This is a genomic window from Mesorhizobium sp. B1-1-8, assembly GCF_006442795.2.
GTDB lineage: Bacteria > Pseudomonadota > Alphaproteobacteria > Rhizobiales > Rhizobiaceae > Mesorhizobium.
In genome coordinates, this window is record NZ_CP083956.1 from 1649233 (window position 1) to 1664002 (window position 14770).

Here is a 14770-nt window from a genome sequence, read left to right on the forward strand (position 1 = left end):
GACATAAACTGGAAAAACCCGGATGGCATTTTTCCCGATGGTCTTGATATGGTCCGCCGCGCGGTCAAGTTCAAGCCGTCTTCGTTGGAGCATGATCCTGTCCGAAAACCGGGTCCCACTTTTCGGGATCATGCTCTAAAACCCGCCCAAAAAGACTCCCCCAAAAAGGAATTGAAATGCCCCAATCACGCAGGATCATCATCGACACGGACCCTGGCCAGGACGATGCCGTCGCCATATTGCTGGCGCTCGGCAGCTCCGAGCTGGAGGTCGTCGGCATCGCAGCCGTTGCCGGCAATGTGCCGCTGAACCTTACCGAGAAGAATGCCCGCAAGATCTGCGAGCTGGCCGGCCGGCCCGATATCAAGGTCTATGCCGGCGCGATCCGGCCGCTGGCGCGCGAACTGGTCACGGCCGAAGAAGTGCATGGCAAGACCGGCCTCAACGGGCCGCAGCTGCCGGAACCGACCATGCCGCTGCAGGAACAATACGGCGTCGATTTCATCGTCGAGACGCTGATGAAGGAGCCGAGCGGCACGATCACGCTGTGCGCGCTCGGACCGCTCACCAACATCGCGCTGGCGCTGATCCGCGAGCCCAGAATCGCGCCGCGCATCAAGGAAATCGTGCTGATGGGCGGCGGCTTCTTCGAGGGCGGCAATGTCACGCCGACCGCCGAGTTCAACATCTATGTCGACCCGCAGGCCGCCGACGTGGTGTTCAAGTCGGGCATTCCGATCGTCATGATGCCGCTCGACGTCACCCACAAGGCGCTGACCAGCGCCAAGCGCACGAAAGCCTTTCGCGATCTGGGCAGCAAAGTCGGCACCGCAACCGCCGAAATGCTGGAATTCTTCGAGCGTTACGACGAGGAGAAATACGGCACCGACGGCGGGCCGCTGCACGATCCGTGCGTGATCGCTTATCTGTTGAAGCCGGAGCTGTTCAAGGGCCGGCGCTGCAATGTCAGCATCGAGACCAGTTCGGAGCTGACCATGGGCATGACCGTGATCGATTGGTGGGGGGTCACCAAGCGCGAGAAGAACGCCATGGTGATGCGCGACGTCGACCATGACGCCTTCTTCGCGCTGCTGGTGGAGCGGCTAGGGCGGCTTTAGCCTCCTTTCCTTTCCCCCTTGTGGGCCTTGTGGGGGAAGGTGGATCGGCGCGCAGCGCCGAGACGGGTGAGGGGTGTTGGAAGAAACTCAACACCTCGCTCCGTCCAGCACCCCTCATCCGACCGAGCTTCGCTCGGCCACCTTCTCCCATAACGCAGGGCTGTCCGGGGAAAGTGTTTGGTGAATCGAAATGCCGCAGGCGCATGCCCCGTAAGACGGGGATTTTCCGTCTACCTTCTGGTTGTCGAGACTCAGAAAGGGGACGGGGCATGCGCTTTACGCCTAGCATTCTTGGCAAGCTGGTTGAACCGATCAATCGCCGCCGCTTCCAGACGATTGTGGATAGCCATGGCGGGGACGCCTACGACAAGTCGTTCAGAAGTTGGGACCATCTCATGGTGCTGATCTATGCCCAGCTCAGCGGTAGTGCGAGCCTTCGCAGCCTGGAAGCCGGCTGGAACGCCAACGGCCAGCATCATTACCATCTGGGCAGTGACGTGTTGCGGCGCTCGACCTTGTCGGATGCCGGCCGCAGGCGCCCCGTCGCCGTCTTTGCCGAGATCTTCGGCCTGCTCGCCAACCAACTCGACCGGCAGACACGCCGTGAGGGCACCGCTATGCTGCGGCTGATCGATTCCACACCGATCCCGCTCGGCAAGTTGTGCGGCTGGGCCAAGTCGAACGGTCGCATCCGCGGCATGAAGATGCACGTCGTCTATGATCCCAACGCCGATTGCCCGCGCATCCTCGACATCACCGATGCCAACGTCAACGATGCCCAGGTCGGCCGCACGATCGCCATCGAGAAGGGCGCGACCTATGTGTTCGACAAGGGTTATTGCCATTACGGCTGGTGGACGCAGATCGCCGCAGCCCAAGCTTTCTTCGTCACCCGACCCAAATCCAACATGGGGCTCGAGGTGCTCTCCGAACGTCCCGTCAAGGTCGCGCGGGGCGACGGCTTCACCGTTCTCGACGACGCTGAGGTGAGCCTTGCCGGCAAAACCCACTGCAAGCTGCCGATCAAATTGCGCCGCCTGATCGTCAAGCGCCAGGACGGCGACACCATCACGCTGCTGACCAACGATCTCAAGCGCCCGGCCGTTGAGATTGCCGCGCTCTATAAGGGCCGCTGGCAGATCGAACTCTTGTTCCGTTGGATCAAACAGCATCTCAAGATACGCAGGTTCCTCGGCAACAACGACAACGCCATCCGCCTGCAGCTCTTCGCCGCCATGATCGCCTATGCGCTGCTGCGCATCGCCGCCCGGACCTACCGCATCGCCATGCCCATCCTGCGCTTCACCGATCTGGTTAGCCAATGCCTGCTCGAGCGCCGAAGAATCGAGGCCATCAACAAGCCGCCTCCGATCAATTCGAGCCGCCGAAGGGATCGAACATCCCCAAACCAGTTGGGCTTCGATTATGAATAACTTTCCCCGGACAGCCCTGCCCATAACGGGAGAAGGACAGGATGCTTACTTCGCCTTGGAGAGCGCCAGCCACAGCCCGCCGCCGATCAGGAAGCTGCCGCTGATCCTCGACATCAGCTTGACGCGGCTGGCCGACAGCAGGCGCCCGGCGCGACCGGCGGCGAGCGCATAGGTCGAATCCGACATCGCGGCAAAGATCATGGCGGTCAGGCCCATGACGACGATCTGCAGCGTGTAGTTACCGGCAGGAGCGATGAACTGCGGGAAGAAGGCGCCGAAGAAGACCAGCGTCTTCGGATTGCTGATCGCCACCAGAAAACCCTGCAGGAAAAAGCCGCCGCGCGGTTTCCTTGCCGTTCCGTCGGCGTTCAGCACGCCCTTGGCGCGAAACATCTGCACGCCCATCCACATCAGGTAGGCGGCGCCGATCAGCCTGACCCATTCGAACCAGTGGCCCATGCCGGCGATCAGCGTGTTGAGGCCAATACCGACGATGGCGATCATGATGGCGAGGCCTGCCTGGGTGCCGGCGACATTGGCAAGCCCTGCGCGCGCGCCGTGGCGCATGCTGTTGGCGATGATCAGCGTGACCGTCGGCCCTGGCACCAGGATGATGACGATGCAGGCGAGAACATAGGTGGCGTAAAGTTCCAGCGACATGGGATTTCCTCAACAGGGCGCAGGGATGCGGCTGAGGAAATCAATGCACAGCGCCGTTGCCGGCGCAAGCCGTCCGGACGTGGCAAGGGCTCTCCAGTTCAGCTCGCCCCGGCCCGCCATGGCAGCGTCGCTTCATAGGCAGCGCCGGCTCTCAGCACGGCGAGGTCGCCGCGCGGCCGCCCGATCAGCTGCATGCCCATCGGCCTGCCTCTTTCGTCGAAGCCGGCCGGCACGTTGAGCGCCGGACAGCCGCCCAAAGTGGCGAAGGCGGAGACCTGCATCCAGCGGTGATAGCTGTCCATGGTGCGGCCGGCGACCTCGCGCGGCCAGTGGGTGGCGACCTCGAAGGGAAAGACCTGGGCGGTCGGCAGGGCGATGAGGTCGAAGCGCTCGAACAGAGACAGCAGCGTCCGATGCCAGGAGGTGCGCCTGACGGTGGCGGCGTGGACCTGCGGCGCGGTGAGGCGCATCGCCTGCTCTACTTCCCATATAGCTTCCGGTTTCAGCAGCTTCCGCTTCGCCGGATCGTCATAGTGCGCTTTCAGCGCGCAGCCACTGCTTGCCTGGCGCAGCGTAACGAAGGCCTGCCACAAGGCCTCGAAATCGCCATCCGGCACCAGCGCTTCGCTTCCGTAGGATGCGTCGGCGAAGCGGGCGAGGGCGGCCTCGCAGAGATCGAGGATGCCGGGCTCCATCGGCAACTGGCCTTCGAGATTGCCGAGCCAGGCAATGCGACCGCCGGACGCCTTCGTCTCCAGGCCTTCGAGAAACGAACCCTGCCTGTCATGCGACAGCGGTGCCCGAGGATGATAGCCGGCCTGCTCCTCGAGGAGGAGCGCAACATCGCGCACGCTGCGGCCCATCGGCCCTTCGACGCCCATCTGCGCCTGGAAGACCTCGATGTCGGGCCCGGCCGGCACCAGCCCTTGCGACGGTCGGAAACCATAAACGTTGTTATAGGCGGCCGGATTGCGCAGCGAGCCGCCGAAATCGCTGCCGTCGGCGACAGGCACCATGTCGAGCGCCAGCGCCACCGCGGCGCCGCCACTCGAGCCGCCGGCGGTGAGTGCCGGATCGAAGGCGTTGAGCGTCGGACCGAAGACCGGATTGTAGGTGTTGGAGCCCAGCCCGAATTCCGGGACATTGGTCTTGCCGATGATGATGGCGCCGGCCTCGCGAAGGCGCTCGACGAAGAAGTCATCCTCGCCGGGGACGAAGTCGGCGAAGATTGGCGAGCCGAAAGTGGTCCTCAGGCCCGTGGTCAGGGCCAGATCCTTGATCGCGATCGGCAGCCCGAACAGCGACCCAGTCTGCTGGCCACCGGCCAGATGCGCGTCGGCTCGATCGGCCTCGGCCAGGATATCGGCGCGCTCGCGCAGCGAGACGATGGCGTTGACCAGCGGGTTCACCGCCTCGATGCGGTCGAGGAAGGCGGCGACCACCTCGCGCACCGACAGGCGCCTTTGCCTGATCGCATCGGCAAGATCGACTGCGGACTGGCGGCAGATGTCGCCGGCCGGCGGTACGGCATGTTTTGTCGAAGGGCGCATCGCCGTCACCGCACGGCCAAGGCGGCGTCGACATCCTTCGCCAGCGGAATTGCAGGCTGCGCGCCGGGCTTCAGGCAAGCCAGCGAACCGGCCGCGGCAGCGCGCGCCAGTGCCTGTTCGAGCGGCAGGCCGGACGACAGCCCGGCGCCGAAATAGCCGCAAAAGGTGTCGCCGGCGCCGACCGTGTCGACCGGGATGATCCTCAGCGCCGGAACGGTCAGGAATTGCTCCGGGGTGGCGGCCAGGACGCCGTCGCCGCCAAGCGTGACGACGACGGTGCGGCCGGTCCTGGCCGCAAAGTCGAGCATGCGCGCCGGCCGGTCGCGCCCGGAGAGCGACAGCGCCTCGCCATAAAGGTCGAATTCGGTTTCGTTGGCGACGGCGTAGTCGGCCTTGCCGAGAAAGCCAGCAGCCTCGACACGGAAAGGCGCGGTGTTGAGCACGCTGACGGCGCCCACCGCACGCGCGGCGTCGAGCGTGGCTTCGACCGTCTGCAGAGGGATCTCGTGCTGCAAAAGCACGACATCGCCCCTTTTCAGAAAGGCCTTGGCAAGGTCGCCCGGCACGACCGAATCGTTGGCGCCGGGCACCACGGCGATGACGTTCTCGCCGTCGGCGCCGACCAGGATCAGCGCGGTGCCGGTCGAGGCAAAGCTCTCGCCGACGCCGGAAAGATCGACATTGCCGGCCCTGAGCAGCGCCAGCGCCTCGGCGGCGAAGCTATCCTTGCCGACAGCGCCGACCAGGCGGACCGGGGCGCCGGCGCGGGCGGCGGCCAGCGCCTGGTTGGCGCCCTTGCCGCCGGGGGCTGTGGTGAAGCTGGAGCCGCGCACCGTCTCGCCGGGTTCCGGCAAGCGGTCGACATTGGCGATGAGGTCGAGGTTTATCGAGCCGACAACGATGATCAAGAAGCGCCTCCTGCTGGAGAGGGTCAGCCTTCGATTGAAGGCTGACCCTCTCCAGGTATTTGCTTTTTACGCAATTCCCGACGGAAAACCGCTAACACTTTTCCTGGAATCGCTGACTAAGCAGGAGGCTAGCCGTAAAGAGTGTCCGTTGCCAGATCACGCCGGCTGGAAGCGCGGCTTCTATCGGCATTCAGTGCGCAACCTGACCCGCCTCCCAACCGAGGATGGCGCGCTTGCGCGTCAGGCCCCAGTGATAGCCCGTAAGCGCACCGGACTTGCCGAGCGCCCGATGGCAAGGCACGACGAAGGACATCGGGTTGGCGCCGACCGCGGCACCGACCGCACGACTTGCGGTAGGATGGCCGATGCTGGCCGCGATCGAAGAATAGGTGCAAGCCTTGCCCATCGGGATGCGCAACAGCGCTTCCCAGACGCGCAGCTGAAAGTCGGTGCCGATCATCACCACGCGCAGCGGCTGGTCGGCGCGCCACAGCGTCGGGTCGAAGACACGCGCCGCATAAGGCTGGGTGGCGGACATATCCTCGACATAAGTGGCGTTCGGCCAGCGGCCGGACATGTCGGCGAAGGCCGCCCGCTCGCCGCCCGCATCGCAGAAGGCGAGGCCCGCCAGACCGCGGTCGGTGACCATGACCAGAGCAATGCCGAAGGGCGAGATGTGGTAACCGTAGCGGATAGTGAGGCCGGCGCCCCTGGTCTTGTAGTCGCCCGGCGACATCGCTTCGTGGGTGACGAAGAGATCGTGCAGCCGGCCGGGTCCCGACATGCCGAGTTCGAACGAGGTCTCCAGCAGCGGCATGCCGGAATCGAGCAGCCTGCGGGCATGGTCGAGGGTGACCGCCTGCAGGAAGGCCTTGGGCGACAGGCCGGCCCAGCGGGTGAACAGCTTCTGCAGGCCGGTCGGCGTCTCGCCGACCGCCTCGGCCAGGACCTCCAGCGAGGGCTGGTCGCGATAGTCGAGACTGATCTTCTCGATGGCGCGGCGCACGACTTCGTAGTCGCTGCCTTCAGGAGTGATGTCGTTTTGCAAGATCGCTGACGGTTTCATCTGCGTATTCATGGTCATCTGGGCGTTCATGGCAATATCTCCTTGACCGCGAATATCGTTCTTCCAGCGCTTTGCCACCACCCGAAACTTGCCTTCCCGCCGTCCATACCCAGATAGAGCTGGCTTCGAACCGACGAGGGCAATTGTGGCCGGCGAAAAGGTAAATCTGACCGGGGCCAGGGAGACTTTGCTGATGACGCTCTACGGCAAGGCGCTGGAGAGCCGGCTGCCCCATTCGCTGCTCAAGGATCGCATCGCCGACGAGGCGGTGCGCAAGATCGATTATGATTTCGCCAAGCTGAAGGTCGACGGCAATCTCGGCATAGGCTTCGCCATCAGAGCCAAGACGCTGGACATCGGTGTCCAGGACTTTCTCGCCAGAAATCCCGATGCCATCGTGCTGCACCTGGGGTGCGGGCTCGACACGCGCGTCTTTCGCGTCGACCCGCCGCAAGGCGTGGACTGGTTCGATATCGACTATCCTGAAGTCATCGAACTCAGGCACAGGCTTTACCCGTCCCGTGATAATTATCATCTGGTCGCCTCATCGGTAACCGAGCCGGGTTGGCTGGCGGCAGTGCCCCGCAACCGCCCGGCCGTGGTGGTGGCGGAAGGATTGACGCCCTATCTCCCCGCAGCCGAGGGGCCGCGCCTGCTCTCGCGACTCGTCTCGCATCTTGCCGGCGGCGAGCTGGTGTTCGACGCCTACAGCCGGTTCGGGCTGATGCTGATGCGTCTCAATCCAGCGATCAAAGCGACGGGCGCCGAGGTTCACTGGGCAATCGAGGATCCGCGTGAATTGGAACGAGCCATCCCGAAGCTTCGGTTTATCGAGGAGATCCCAGGCTACAAGCCGGAGCAAGGGGCTCGCATGAGCTGGTCCGCGCGATTGTTCATTGGTATTTGGAAGCTTATCCCGCCGATGCGGAAGGTCGGCAGGTTACTTCGCTATCGATTCTGAGGGGGTCGCTTTGTTTTGAGCATGATCTTGTCCGAAAAACCGGTAGCCACTTTTCGGGATCATGCTCAGCGAACCTTGGCGGTCGCCAATGCGCGCGAAAAGGCGGTGGCGAAGCTTTCGCGGGAATCGGGGTCCAGGAACCCGCCGATCGACACACTTTCCCCTTGTGCCTCCACAGCCATTCTTGTGATGCCGATCTCGGCATGGCGGGCGATCGAAAACCGTGTCCAGAACGGGTTGAAATGATGCGCCACCGAGCGGCCGGACGGCGCGGTCTTGCGGATGTCGAGGCTGGTGCGCGACACCGATATCTCCTCGCGGGCACGCGCGGCGCGGTAATTGGCGCGAAAGGCGACATAGACGGCGGCCACGTCGAGGCCGCAGAAGCCGAAGACCGGCCAGGCGCCGTGCGCCAGGAAGAACGCGCCGGTAACCAGCCAGCCGAACAGCAGCGCGCCCATCAGGATCATGAAGCCGGTGCGGCCGAGGGAGCGGTGGGGTGTCAGCAAGGCCTGGAAGAATGGCTCGTCGGCCTGGAACGAGGCGTTTGTGTCGCTCATGCGGGAATATTATAGGAAGGGAATGGCGCCTCCCAAGTCCAAAAAATCCTTGCCCGTCAAAAAATCATCGGCATCCAGCTCGGGCGGCCGCGCCAAAGCGAGCGCTCGGCCGCGAAAAGGTGCAACGCGCTCGCTCTACAGCCCGGCCGAGGTGCATGAGATCTTCCGGCGCTTTAGCGTGCAGCGGCCAGAGCCGAAGGGCGAGCTCCACTACGTCAACCCCTTCACGCTGCTGATCGCCGTGGTGCTGTCGGCGCAGGCGACCGATGCCGGCGTCAACAAGGCGACAAAGGCGTTGTTCGAGGTGGCCGATACGCCACAGAAGATGGTTTCGCTAGGCGAGGCGAAGGTCGGCGACTATATCCGCTCCGTCGGGCTTTGGCGCAACAAGGCCAAGAACGTCATCGCGCTGTCGAAGGCATTGATCGACGACCATGGCGGCAAGGTGCCTGAGGGCCGCGACGAACTGGTCAAGCTGCCCGGCGTCGGGCGCAAGACCGCCAATGTCGTGCTCAATGTCGCCTTCGGTCAACATACGATGGCGGTCGACACGCATATCTTCCGCATTGGCAACCGGATCGGGTTGGCGCCCGGCAAGACGCCGGAACAGGTCGAGGAGGGGCTGCTGAAGGTCATCCCGGCCGAGTATATGCGCCATGCGCATCACTGGCTGATCCTGCATGGCCGCTATGTCTGCAAGGCGCGCAAGCCCGATTGCCCGGTCTGCGTGATTGCCGACATCTGCAAGTCGGACGAGAAGACGACGAGCGTGCCGGCTCCGCTGGTGGAGATCAAGCCGCTCGACGTCGTCGCCGGCGAAATTCAGTAGCCGTAGCCGCGCGCCATCGCCCCGGCGAAGACCGGGATCAGCAGGAAGACGACGGCTTGCGCCCGGATATAGGTCTGTACCGACGCGAGTTCGGCCGCCGGCACTGCGAAGGACGGATTGGCGGTTGCCTGCCGGTTCCAAGAGATGAAGCGGACGGTCGGGACGATCGACAGCAGGCCGACGGTGGCGAAGGCCGCCATCTTCGCCCAGAACACCCAGTTGTGGACATAGAATTCCCAGCCCTTCAGGCCGTAGATGACGCGGCCGATGCCGACAACGATGATCAGCCCGGCAATGATGCCGTAGTGACGGTCGATGTCGGCCAGCCGCCGGATCGTCGGCGTCGCCAGTTCGCCGCGGATCAGAACCGACTCCATGCCGATGATCGCGGCCAGCGAAAACACCAGGAGATGATGGGCGATTGCCAGGACGAGATCGGTGGTGTCCATGCGTCTTCCTTCCTGTCGAACGGTTCTCGGATGGGCGGATCTGTGGCGGGCTGGTTGAGCCGGTCGCGAAGGTAGCATTGTTGAGCGAAATTCCCACGCCGGCCGCGATTTCCTGGCGCTGGAGGATGACATGCCCCGCCTTGGCCCTTGCCCGGCCCGGACAATTTGCTACGCGCGCCGGGTAGATCAGCGAGGCATTTTGCCATGGGCAATCCGCACTGCGTACCGGTCCTCGAGACGGAGCGAACCATCCTCAGAGCGCATAGGCTCGATGATTTCGATGCTTACGCCGCCATGTGGGCCGAGCCCGCCGTCACCCGTTTCATCGGCGGCAAGCCGCGCACGCGGGAGGAAAGCTGGATGCGCTTCTTGCGCCATGCCGGGCTGTGGTCGCTGATCGGCTATGGATTCTGGGCCGTCGAGGAGAAAGCGACCGGCCGCTTCATAGGCGAAGTCGGTTTCCACGATCTCAAGCGTGCCATCGAGCCGTCGATCGAAGGCATTCCGGAAGCGGGCTGGGCGCTGGCGCCGGAAGCCCAGGGACGCGGTTTCGCGACCGAGATCGTTGGCCGCGTCCTGGCCTGGGGCGACAAGGCATTCGACCGCGCGAAAACCGTCTGCATCATCGATCCGGAAAACACCGCCTCGCTGAACGTCGCGACCAAATGCGGCTACCGCGAAAAGCTGCGCACCACCTATCACGAAGCGGCGACGATCCTGCTTGAACGGCAGGCCAGGCCTGGTTCCTAAAACCTAGAGCGGTTCAGCGTTTGATAGAATCGCTGACCCGCTCTAAGTGTTTGTTTTGACGCAATTCCGGACGGAAAACCGCTACGCACTTTTCCTGGAATTGCGCTAAAGCATGTCGCGTGAATTTTGTGGATCATCGTCTGGCTTTGGCCCTGTTCAGGGCCACGGCGGCGCGAACGAGCGCCTTGAGCGCCTCCTCGTCGATTTCCTCGCCCTGGCGAAAGTCGATGGCACGCCTGGTGTTGCCCTCGAGGCTGGAGTTGAAGAGGCCGGAGGGATCCGGCAGCGCCGCGCCGTTGGCGAAGGTCAGCTTGACGACGGCCTTGTAGGTCTCGCCGGTGCAGATCATGCCGGCATCTTCCCAGACCGGCACCCCGCGCCATTTCCATTCCTCGGTGGCTTCGGGGGCGGCCTGCTTGATCAATGCACGGAGCCGGGAAAGCATCTCGCCGCGCCAGTCCCCCAACTGCTTGATCCTGCCGTCGATCAACTCGGACGGAGACTTGTCTTCCTGTGCACCACTTTCCTTCATGCGTGTTCTCCCTTTTGGATAAATTGATCGCCACCACGCCTCTTCGACGGGGACCGTGCTTGATCAACAGCGCACTTACATCCGCTCGCCCGGCAATTGGCTCGCCTGCTTTACCCAGTCGGCGAATTGCGCTTCGTCGAGCTGATCGCCCTCGCGGATGTTGAGATAGCGCGTGTCCTTGCTTTTGGATTCGCCGGCGGGAACGGGGTTGAGCGCCATGCCGCGGAAGAAAGCCACCTTGATGTATTTGGCAAAGCAATGAATGCCGAGAAACCAGCCCTGGTCTTCGACCCCATAGAGCGGCGAGTTCCACTTCACGGCCTTGCGCACGCCAGGCACAGTGCGCTCGATGATTTCATCGAGCCGGCGCCCGACCTCGCTCTTCCAGCCCGGCATGGCCGCGATATAGGCCTGCATGGGCGCGTCGCCATAGCCCGTGGCGATCCGCGGATTGCCGCCCGAAAGCATGACCGGCTTTGCCGATGTCGCCCTGGCGGCGATATCAGCCGATTTCCCGCGCGCCTTGGCCATCCTGTCCTCCTACGATGCGCTGCCTGTCTCGCCAGCCGACGGCATATGGCAAGACAAACATATAGAGGCCGCTGAACAGCAGCAGGAAGAGCGGCAGCAGCGGCGAGTAGACTACCCAGGCAGGAGGCGCTCCGAATGCCATGGTGGCGAAGTTGGCGACGACGGTCGCGGTAAAGATGATCGACAGCCAGCGGTGAGCCCGCCGTATCCACTTGCTCCAGTCCAAGGTTACCTCCTCTGAAAACGGCTGAAGGGCCAGGAATTACCAGCGCGCCAACTGGGTGATCTGGATAAGGTTGCCGCAGGTGTCGTTGAGCTGCGCGATGGTCGAGCCGGTCACCTCGGTCGGCGCCATGGCGAAGCTGCCGCCATTGGCCTTGATACGCTCATGGTCGCCATTGATGTCGTCGGTGAAGAGCATCAGCGCCGGCTGGCCCTGCTTGAAAATGGCCTGCTGATAGGCCTTGGCCGCCGGATTGTTGTTCAGCGCCAGCTGCAGTTCGGTTCCATCCGGCTCCTCCGCCGAGGCCACCGTCAGCCAGCGAAACGGGCCATTAGTGAAATCGGCTTTCTTGGTGAAGCCGAGCACGTCTGTGTAGAAGCGCAGAGCCTTTTCCTGGTCGTCCACATAGACACTGGTCAGTTTGATCTTCATGGCATGTCTCCGTTGCTTATGCTTGCGGTGAGCCGCTCCCCGCCAGGGTCCTGCTCTGAATTCCTGCTCGGGACTTCAGCTTGTCCGCTCGAGGACCTGTTGCAGATTGGCGAGAAACTTCCGCCATCCGAAGGCGGCGCCCTTGAATGCCTGCTGCTGATATGTCCGGAAGCCGGCCTGCTCCACCCGCAGACGGGTGCCCGCGCTGGTCGGCGCGAGGGTAAAAGTCACCACGCTTCTCAGGTTGAAGGTCTTGTCGTCATGGACATGGTTCCAGGTGTAGGACAGCATCCTGTTCGGTTCGATGGCGAGGACTTCGCAGTCCAGCACGCCGCCCCAGTCGCCACGCAGATTGAAACGGTGACCCACCTCGGGCTTGAAGTCGCTTTTCATCAGCCATTCCTCGATCAGATGCGGCTGCGTGAGCGCGCGCCAGATCTTCTCAGGCGGATGGGGTATTTCCCGCTCGACGACCACCGAGCGCGTCTCTTCCGCATCGGTGGAACGGGTTTCGGCAACACGATTGCTCATTGATCCATCCTATTGAGCAGATCCTCGAGGTTGTCGAACCGGGTCTCCCAAAACCCGGCCATGTGGCGGGTCCAGTCCATGAGCGGCGCAAGCGCTGCGATCTGCGCGCTGTAGTGGGTCTGACGCCCCTCATGCCGGTCGCGCACCAGCCCGGCTTCCTTGAGCACGCCGAGATGCTTCGACACGGCCGGCTGCGAAACCCCGGCCTGCGCCGTGAGCGCCCCGACCGTCTGCTCGCCCTGGCGGCACAGACGTTCGAAGATGGCGCGCCGTGTCGGATCGGCAAGCGTCCTGAAGAGCATGTCGTGCGCGTTCGACATTCCGGATCGATAACCTGTTGGTTATTGATTAACGTATAACCGCAGGGATATATGATCGTCAAGTGGGGGATGTGGAGCGCCGGCTGATGATCCTCGCCGGCGCGGTAGCCGGGATCGTCAAATTCTGCAGCAGCGTCGAAAGTTCCGGCTCATCGATGAGCAGCGCCGCATCGGCCGGCGGCAACCAGGCCCGCTGCCGGTTCGCGGCTTCCTGCCAGTTGGCCAATTCCTCGGTCACTTCCAGCAGGTAGACGGTGACATCGACACGGACGAAACCGTCGGCCATGCGCTTCCAGTAGGAATAGATTCCGGCAGGCTGCTTGGGCGACTTGCCCCGCACGCCGGCCTCTTCCTGAGCCTCGATGGTGGCTGCCTTGCGCCCGCTCTTGCCCTTCATCGGCCAGCCCTTGGGCACGATGAAACGCCTGGTCGTGCGGGAGGTGACCAGCATCACTTCAAGGCTGCCGTCCTCGCGCAGCCGAAAGGGAATGGCCGCCACCTGGCGGATCCGCTCTCCTTTCCTTGCCCTGCGCATTGCTTTGTTTTTGACTGTAGCCATCCCGAAACCCGGCCGGAGCAGCGGCTCCGCCGCGCGCCATCTGTGCACGGCACCTAGCGCCGCCCCTGCAAAACCCCAAAACCACCGCCTTGCAATCCGGCATTCCGGACAAGTAAGTCGGCTAATAAACCGAAAAAAGGCGGAATGTCAGGGGCAAACCCGCGAAATCGTGGTGCCAATCACCTGGGACCGGCAATTTTGCTTGACGACCGGCACTTCAGGGCGAGGCTTCGGCACGTTCTGCCGATCCTGTTCGCGGTACAGCTGCTGCTGTTGCTGGAACTGCTGCCGCTGCAGCTGGTTCCGGAGTGTTTGCAATTCGTTCTGCTGGATCAGCGTGTCGCGGTTCGTCGGGATGACGACCTGAGCCGAAGCATTTGAAGCCACGCCCCAAAGGCTGGCAGCCACCAGAGCCGCCGCGGTCAAAACCGTCAAAAAGCGAGGATGCGACATTGCTTCCTTCCCGCGTGAAAAATAGAACCCAGCCATAATATAGGGCCTTTGTCCGCATGTACCATGATTCAGGCGTGTGCATGCGGTCAGTTGATCGAATGTTCTGCCAAAGAAAATCTGGTGGGCCGTCCAGCATTGCGCTTGACGGGAGCGCTGGTTTCGCCGCCCTATCGCGCGGCCGTCCAGGCGGCTGGGTAGGCCGGGTGAAGAGGAATCCATGAAAACCAGGTACAAATTGTTCGTTGCGACGGTGGCTGTCGTAAGTGTCGCGGGTTTGCCGGCTTTCGCCGCACAGAACAAGGCGGCGCCGGCGGCCAGGCAGCCAGCCGACGCCGCGGCCAAGCCGCAACTACCGGGCGGCGCTTCGGCGCTGTCGGAGACGCATGGCGACTGGACAGTCAACTGCCAGGTCACCGGCACGAACAAGTCGTGCAGCCTGTCGCATCAGCAGTTCAACAAGCAGAGCGGTCAGCGGCTGCTGGCTATCGAACTGACGACCAAGACCGGCCAGGACGCCGCCGGCACGCTGGCGCTGCCCTTCGGGCTGGCTCTGGCCAGCGGCATTTCGCTCGAGATCGACGACAAGAAGCTGGAAGGAACCTTGCAGTTCAACACCTGCCAGGCTGTGGGCTGCCTGGTGCAGGTGTCGTTCGATGCCGACACGACATCGCTGCTGCAGAAGGGCACGACGCTGAAGATCAACGCCACGGCGGCGGATACGGCGCAGCCGATCGCTTTCACCATCTCGCTCAATGGATTTGGCAGCGCCCTCGCCAGGACGGCGGACCTCTCGGTGGATTAAGGCTGATTGTAGTTCCGGAGATGAGAACGATCGGCGGGTGCCGATCGCCGGGACCATCGGCGGGCGCCGATCGCGCACACCGGGACGATCGGCAAAATGCCGA

20 protein-coding genes are annotated in these 14770 nt (G+C 63.2%); 6 read left to right on the plus strand and 14 right to left on the minus strand.

Annotation, left to right across the window (positions count from 1 at the left end):
- Positions 1 to 176: 176 nt before the first annotated feature.
- Positions 177 to 1118: a nucleoside hydrolase gene (locus tag FJ974_RS08130; protein ID WP_140534229.1), complete on the plus strand. Its 942-nt coding sequence runs from the start codon at positions 177 to 179 to the stop codon at positions 1116 to 1118.
- Positions 1119 to 1387: 269 nt separating this feature from the next.
- Complete coding sequence (locus FJ974_RS08135) at positions 1388 to 2551, plus strand: IS4 family transposase (RefSeq protein WP_140539332.1); 1164 nt, start codon at positions 1388 to 1390, stop codon at positions 2549 to 2551.
- A 45-nt stretch (positions 2552 to 2596) separates the two neighbouring features.
- Here FJ974_RS08135 and FJ974_RS08140 read toward each other — a convergent pair whose 3' ends face one another.
- The 4 genes from FJ974_RS08140 to FJ974_RS08155 all read right to left on the minus strand — a co-directional run bounded on the left by FJ974_RS08140 (position 2597) and on the right by FJ974_RS08155 (position 6765).
- The gene (locus FJ974_RS08140) at positions 2597 to 3211 is read right to left on the minus strand and encodes a LysE family translocator (protein ID WP_140539036.1); all 615 of its coding nucleotides are present in this window, start codon (positions 3209 to 3211) and stop codon (positions 2597 to 2599) included.
- A 98-nt stretch (positions 3212 to 3309) separates the two neighbouring features.
- Positions 3310 to 4761: an amidase gene (locus tag FJ974_RS08145; RefSeq protein WP_140539037.1), complete on the minus strand. Its 1452-nt coding sequence runs from the start codon at positions 4759 to 4761 to the stop codon at positions 3310 to 3312.
- A 5-nt stretch (positions 4762 to 4766) separates the two neighbouring features.
- Positions 4767 to 5669 (minus strand): ribokinase, encoded by a 903-nt coding sequence (locus FJ974_RS08150; RefSeq protein ID WP_140539038.1) that lies wholly within the window; start codon positions 5667 to 5669, stop codon positions 4767 to 4769.
- Positions 5670 to 5859: 190 nt separating this feature from the next.
- Positions 5860 to 6765 carry a methylated-DNA--[protein]-cysteine S-methyltransferase gene (locus FJ974_RS08155; protein WP_226891514.1) on the minus strand — a complete coding sequence of 302 codons (906 nt, stop codon included), beginning with the start codon at positions 6763 to 6765 and terminating at the stop codon, positions 5860 to 5862.
- A gap of 115 nt (positions 6766 to 6880) precedes the next feature.
- Between FJ974_RS08155 and FJ974_RS08160 the strand changes: the two genes are divergently transcribed.
- Entirely contained in the window at positions 6881 to 7696 is an 816-nt protein-coding gene (locus tag FJ974_RS08160; RefSeq protein ID WP_140539039.1) for a class I SAM-dependent methyltransferase, read from the plus strand.
- Positions 7697 to 7761: 65 nt separating this feature from the next.
- Here the strand turns inward: FJ974_RS08160 and FJ974_RS08165 are convergent, their stop codons facing one another.
- On the minus strand, positions 7762 to 8256 hold the full coding sequence (locus FJ974_RS08165; protein ID WP_140539040.1) for a DUF2244 domain-containing protein: 495 nt from the start codon (positions 8254 to 8256) through the stop codon (positions 7762 to 7764).
- A 22-nt stretch (positions 8257 to 8278) separates the two neighbouring features.
- Here FJ974_RS08165 and nth point away from each other — a divergent pair, with 22 nt between their 5' ends.
- Positions 8279 to 9085 carry an endonuclease III gene (gene nth / locus FJ974_RS08170; RefSeq protein ID WP_140539041.1) on the plus strand — a complete coding sequence of 269 codons (807 nt, stop codon included), beginning with the start codon at positions 8279 to 8281 and terminating at the stop codon, positions 9083 to 9085.
- Here nth and FJ974_RS08175 read toward each other — a convergent pair.
- A complete protein-coding gene (locus tag FJ974_RS08175; protein ID WP_140539042.1) occupies positions 9079 to 9534 on the minus strand; it encodes a DUF2214 family protein in 456 nt (151 codons plus the stop codon). The two genes, nth and FJ974_RS08175, sit on opposite strands and share 7 nt — an antisense overlap.
- 204 nt (positions 9535 to 9738) lie before the next feature.
- Here FJ974_RS08175 and FJ974_RS08180 point away from each other — a divergent pair, with 204 nt between their 5' ends.
- On the plus strand, positions 9739 to 10284 hold the full coding sequence (locus FJ974_RS08180; RefSeq protein WP_140539043.1) for a GNAT family N-acetyltransferase: 546 nt from the start codon (positions 9739 to 9741) through the stop codon (positions 10282 to 10284).
- Between the two features lie 133 nt (positions 10285 to 10417).
- On the opposite strand, the gene FJ974_RS08185 is transcribed toward FJ974_RS08180, so the two are convergent.
- The 8 genes from FJ974_RS08185 to FJ974_RS08220 all read right to left on the minus strand — a co-directional run bounded on the left by FJ974_RS08185 (position 10418) and on the right by FJ974_RS08220 (position 13901).
- Positions 10418 to 10816: a DUF1801 domain-containing protein gene (locus FJ974_RS08185; protein WP_140539044.1), complete on the minus strand. Its 399-nt coding sequence runs from the start codon at positions 10814 to 10816 to the stop codon at positions 10418 to 10420.
- Between the two features lie 75 nt (positions 10817 to 10891).
- A complete protein-coding gene (locus tag FJ974_RS08190; RefSeq protein ID WP_140539045.1) occupies positions 10892 to 11347 on the minus strand; it encodes a DUF1801 domain-containing protein in 456 nt (151 codons plus the stop codon).
- On the minus strand, positions 11319 to 11573 hold the full coding sequence (locus FJ974_RS08195) for a hypothetical protein (protein ID WP_140539046.1): 255 nt from the start codon (positions 11571 to 11573) through the stop codon (positions 11319 to 11321). The genes FJ974_RS08190 and FJ974_RS08195 overlap by 29 nt, the downstream gene beginning before the upstream one ends.
- A gap of 36 nt (positions 11574 to 11609) precedes the next feature.
- Complete coding sequence (locus FJ974_RS08200) at positions 11610 to 12002, minus strand: VOC family protein (protein ID WP_140539047.1); 393 nt, start codon at positions 12000 to 12002, stop codon at positions 11610 to 11612.
- Positions 12003 to 12077: 75 nt separating this feature from the next.
- The gene (locus tag FJ974_RS08205; protein WP_140539048.1) at positions 12078 to 12533 is read right to left on the minus strand and encodes an SRPBCC family protein; all 456 of its coding nucleotides are present in this window, start codon (positions 12531 to 12533) and stop codon (positions 12078 to 12080) included.
- The gene (locus FJ974_RS08210) at positions 12530 to 12853 is read right to left on the minus strand and encodes an ArsR/SmtB family transcription factor (RefSeq protein WP_140539049.1); all 324 of its coding nucleotides are present in this window, start codon (positions 12851 to 12853) and stop codon (positions 12530 to 12532) included. The genes FJ974_RS08205 and FJ974_RS08210 overlap by 4 nt, the downstream gene beginning before the upstream one ends.
- 58 nt (positions 12854 to 12911) lie before the next feature.
- The gene (locus FJ974_RS08215) at positions 12912 to 13412 is read right to left on the minus strand and encodes an NUDIX hydrolase (protein ID WP_140539050.1); all 501 of its coding nucleotides are present in this window, start codon (positions 13410 to 13412) and stop codon (positions 12912 to 12914) included.
- A 147-nt stretch (positions 13413 to 13559) separates the two neighbouring features.
- Positions 13560 to 13901: a hypothetical protein gene (locus FJ974_RS08220; protein WP_226891516.1), complete on the minus strand. Its 342-nt coding sequence runs from the start codon at positions 13899 to 13901 to the stop codon at positions 13560 to 13562.
- A gap of 181 nt (positions 13902 to 14082) precedes the next feature.
- Here FJ974_RS08220 and FJ974_RS08225 point away from each other — a divergent pair, with 181 nt between their 5' ends.
- The gene (locus FJ974_RS08225) at positions 14083 to 14667 is read left to right on the plus strand and encodes an invasion associated locus B family protein (protein ID WP_140539051.1); all 585 of its coding nucleotides are present in this window, start codon (positions 14083 to 14085) and stop codon (positions 14665 to 14667) included.
- Positions 14668 to 14770: the final 103 nt, after the last annotated feature.

Excerpts from the sequence above, each read along its gene's own strand:
- FJ974_RS08185 (WP_140539044.1), bottom strand. The coding sequence starts at position 10,816 with ATGAAGGAAAGTGGTGCACAGGAAGACAAGTCTCCGTCCGAGTTGATC.
- FJ974_RS08140 (WP_140539036.1), bottom strand. The coding sequence starts at position 3,211 with ATGTCGCTGGAACTTTACGCCACCTATGTTCTCGCCTGCATCGTCATC.
- FJ974_RS08180 (WP_140539043.1), top strand. The coding sequence starts at position 9,739 with ATGGGCAATCCGCACTGCGTACCGGTCCTCGAGACGGAGCGAACCATC.
- FJ974_RS08145 (WP_140539037.1), bottom strand. The coding sequence starts at position 4,761 with ATGCGCCCTTCGACAAAACATGCCGTACCGCCGGCCGGCGACATCTGC.
- FJ974_RS08165 (WP_140539040.1), bottom strand. The coding sequence starts at position 8,256 with ATGAGCGACACAAACGCCTCGTTCCAGGCCGACGAGCCATTCTTCCAG.
- FJ974_RS08135 (WP_140539332.1), top strand. The coding sequence starts at position 1,388 with ATGCGCTTTACGCCTAGCATTCTTGGCAAGCTGGTTGAACCGATCAAT.
- FJ974_RS08205 (WP_140539048.1), bottom strand. The coding sequence starts at position 12,533 with ATGAGCAATCGTGTTGCCGAAACCCGTTCCACCGATGCGGAAGAGACG.
- FJ974_RS08190 (WP_140539045.1), bottom strand. The coding sequence starts at position 11,347 with ATGGCCAAGGCGCGCGGGAAATCGGCTGATATCGCCGCCAGGGCGACA.
- FJ974_RS08210 (WP_140539049.1), bottom strand. The coding sequence starts at position 12,853 with ATGTCGAACGCGCACGACATGCTCTTCAGGACGCTTGCCGATCCGACA.
- nth (WP_140539041.1), top strand. The coding sequence starts at position 8,279 with ATGGCGCCTCCCAAGTCCAAAAAATCCTTGCCCGTCAAAAAATCATCG.
- FJ974_RS08225 (WP_140539051.1), top strand. The coding sequence starts at position 14,083 with ATGAAAACCAGGTACAAATTGTTCGTTGCGACGGTGGCTGTCGTAAGT.
- FJ974_RS08215 (WP_140539050.1), bottom strand. The coding sequence starts at position 13,412 with ATGGCTACAGTCAAAAACAAAGCAATGCGCAGGGCAAGGAAAGGAGAG.
- FJ974_RS08155 (WP_226891514.1), bottom strand. The coding sequence starts at position 6,765 with ATGAACGCCCAGATGACCATGAATACGCAGATGAAACCGTCAGCGATC.
- FJ974_RS08200 (WP_140539047.1), bottom strand. The coding sequence starts at position 12,002 with ATGAAGATCAAACTGACCAGTGTCTATGTGGACGACCAGGAAAAGGCT.
- FJ974_RS08220 (WP_226891516.1), bottom strand. The coding sequence starts at position 13,901 with ATGGCTGGGTTCTATTTTTCACGCGGGAAGGAAGCAATGTCGCATCCT.
- FJ974_RS08175 (WP_140539042.1), bottom strand. The coding sequence starts at position 9,534 with ATGGACACCACCGATCTCGTCCTGGCAATCGCCCATCATCTCCTGGTG.
- FJ974_RS08130 (WP_140534229.1), top strand. The coding sequence starts at position 177 with ATGCCCCAATCACGCAGGATCATCATCGACACGGACCCTGGCCAGGAC.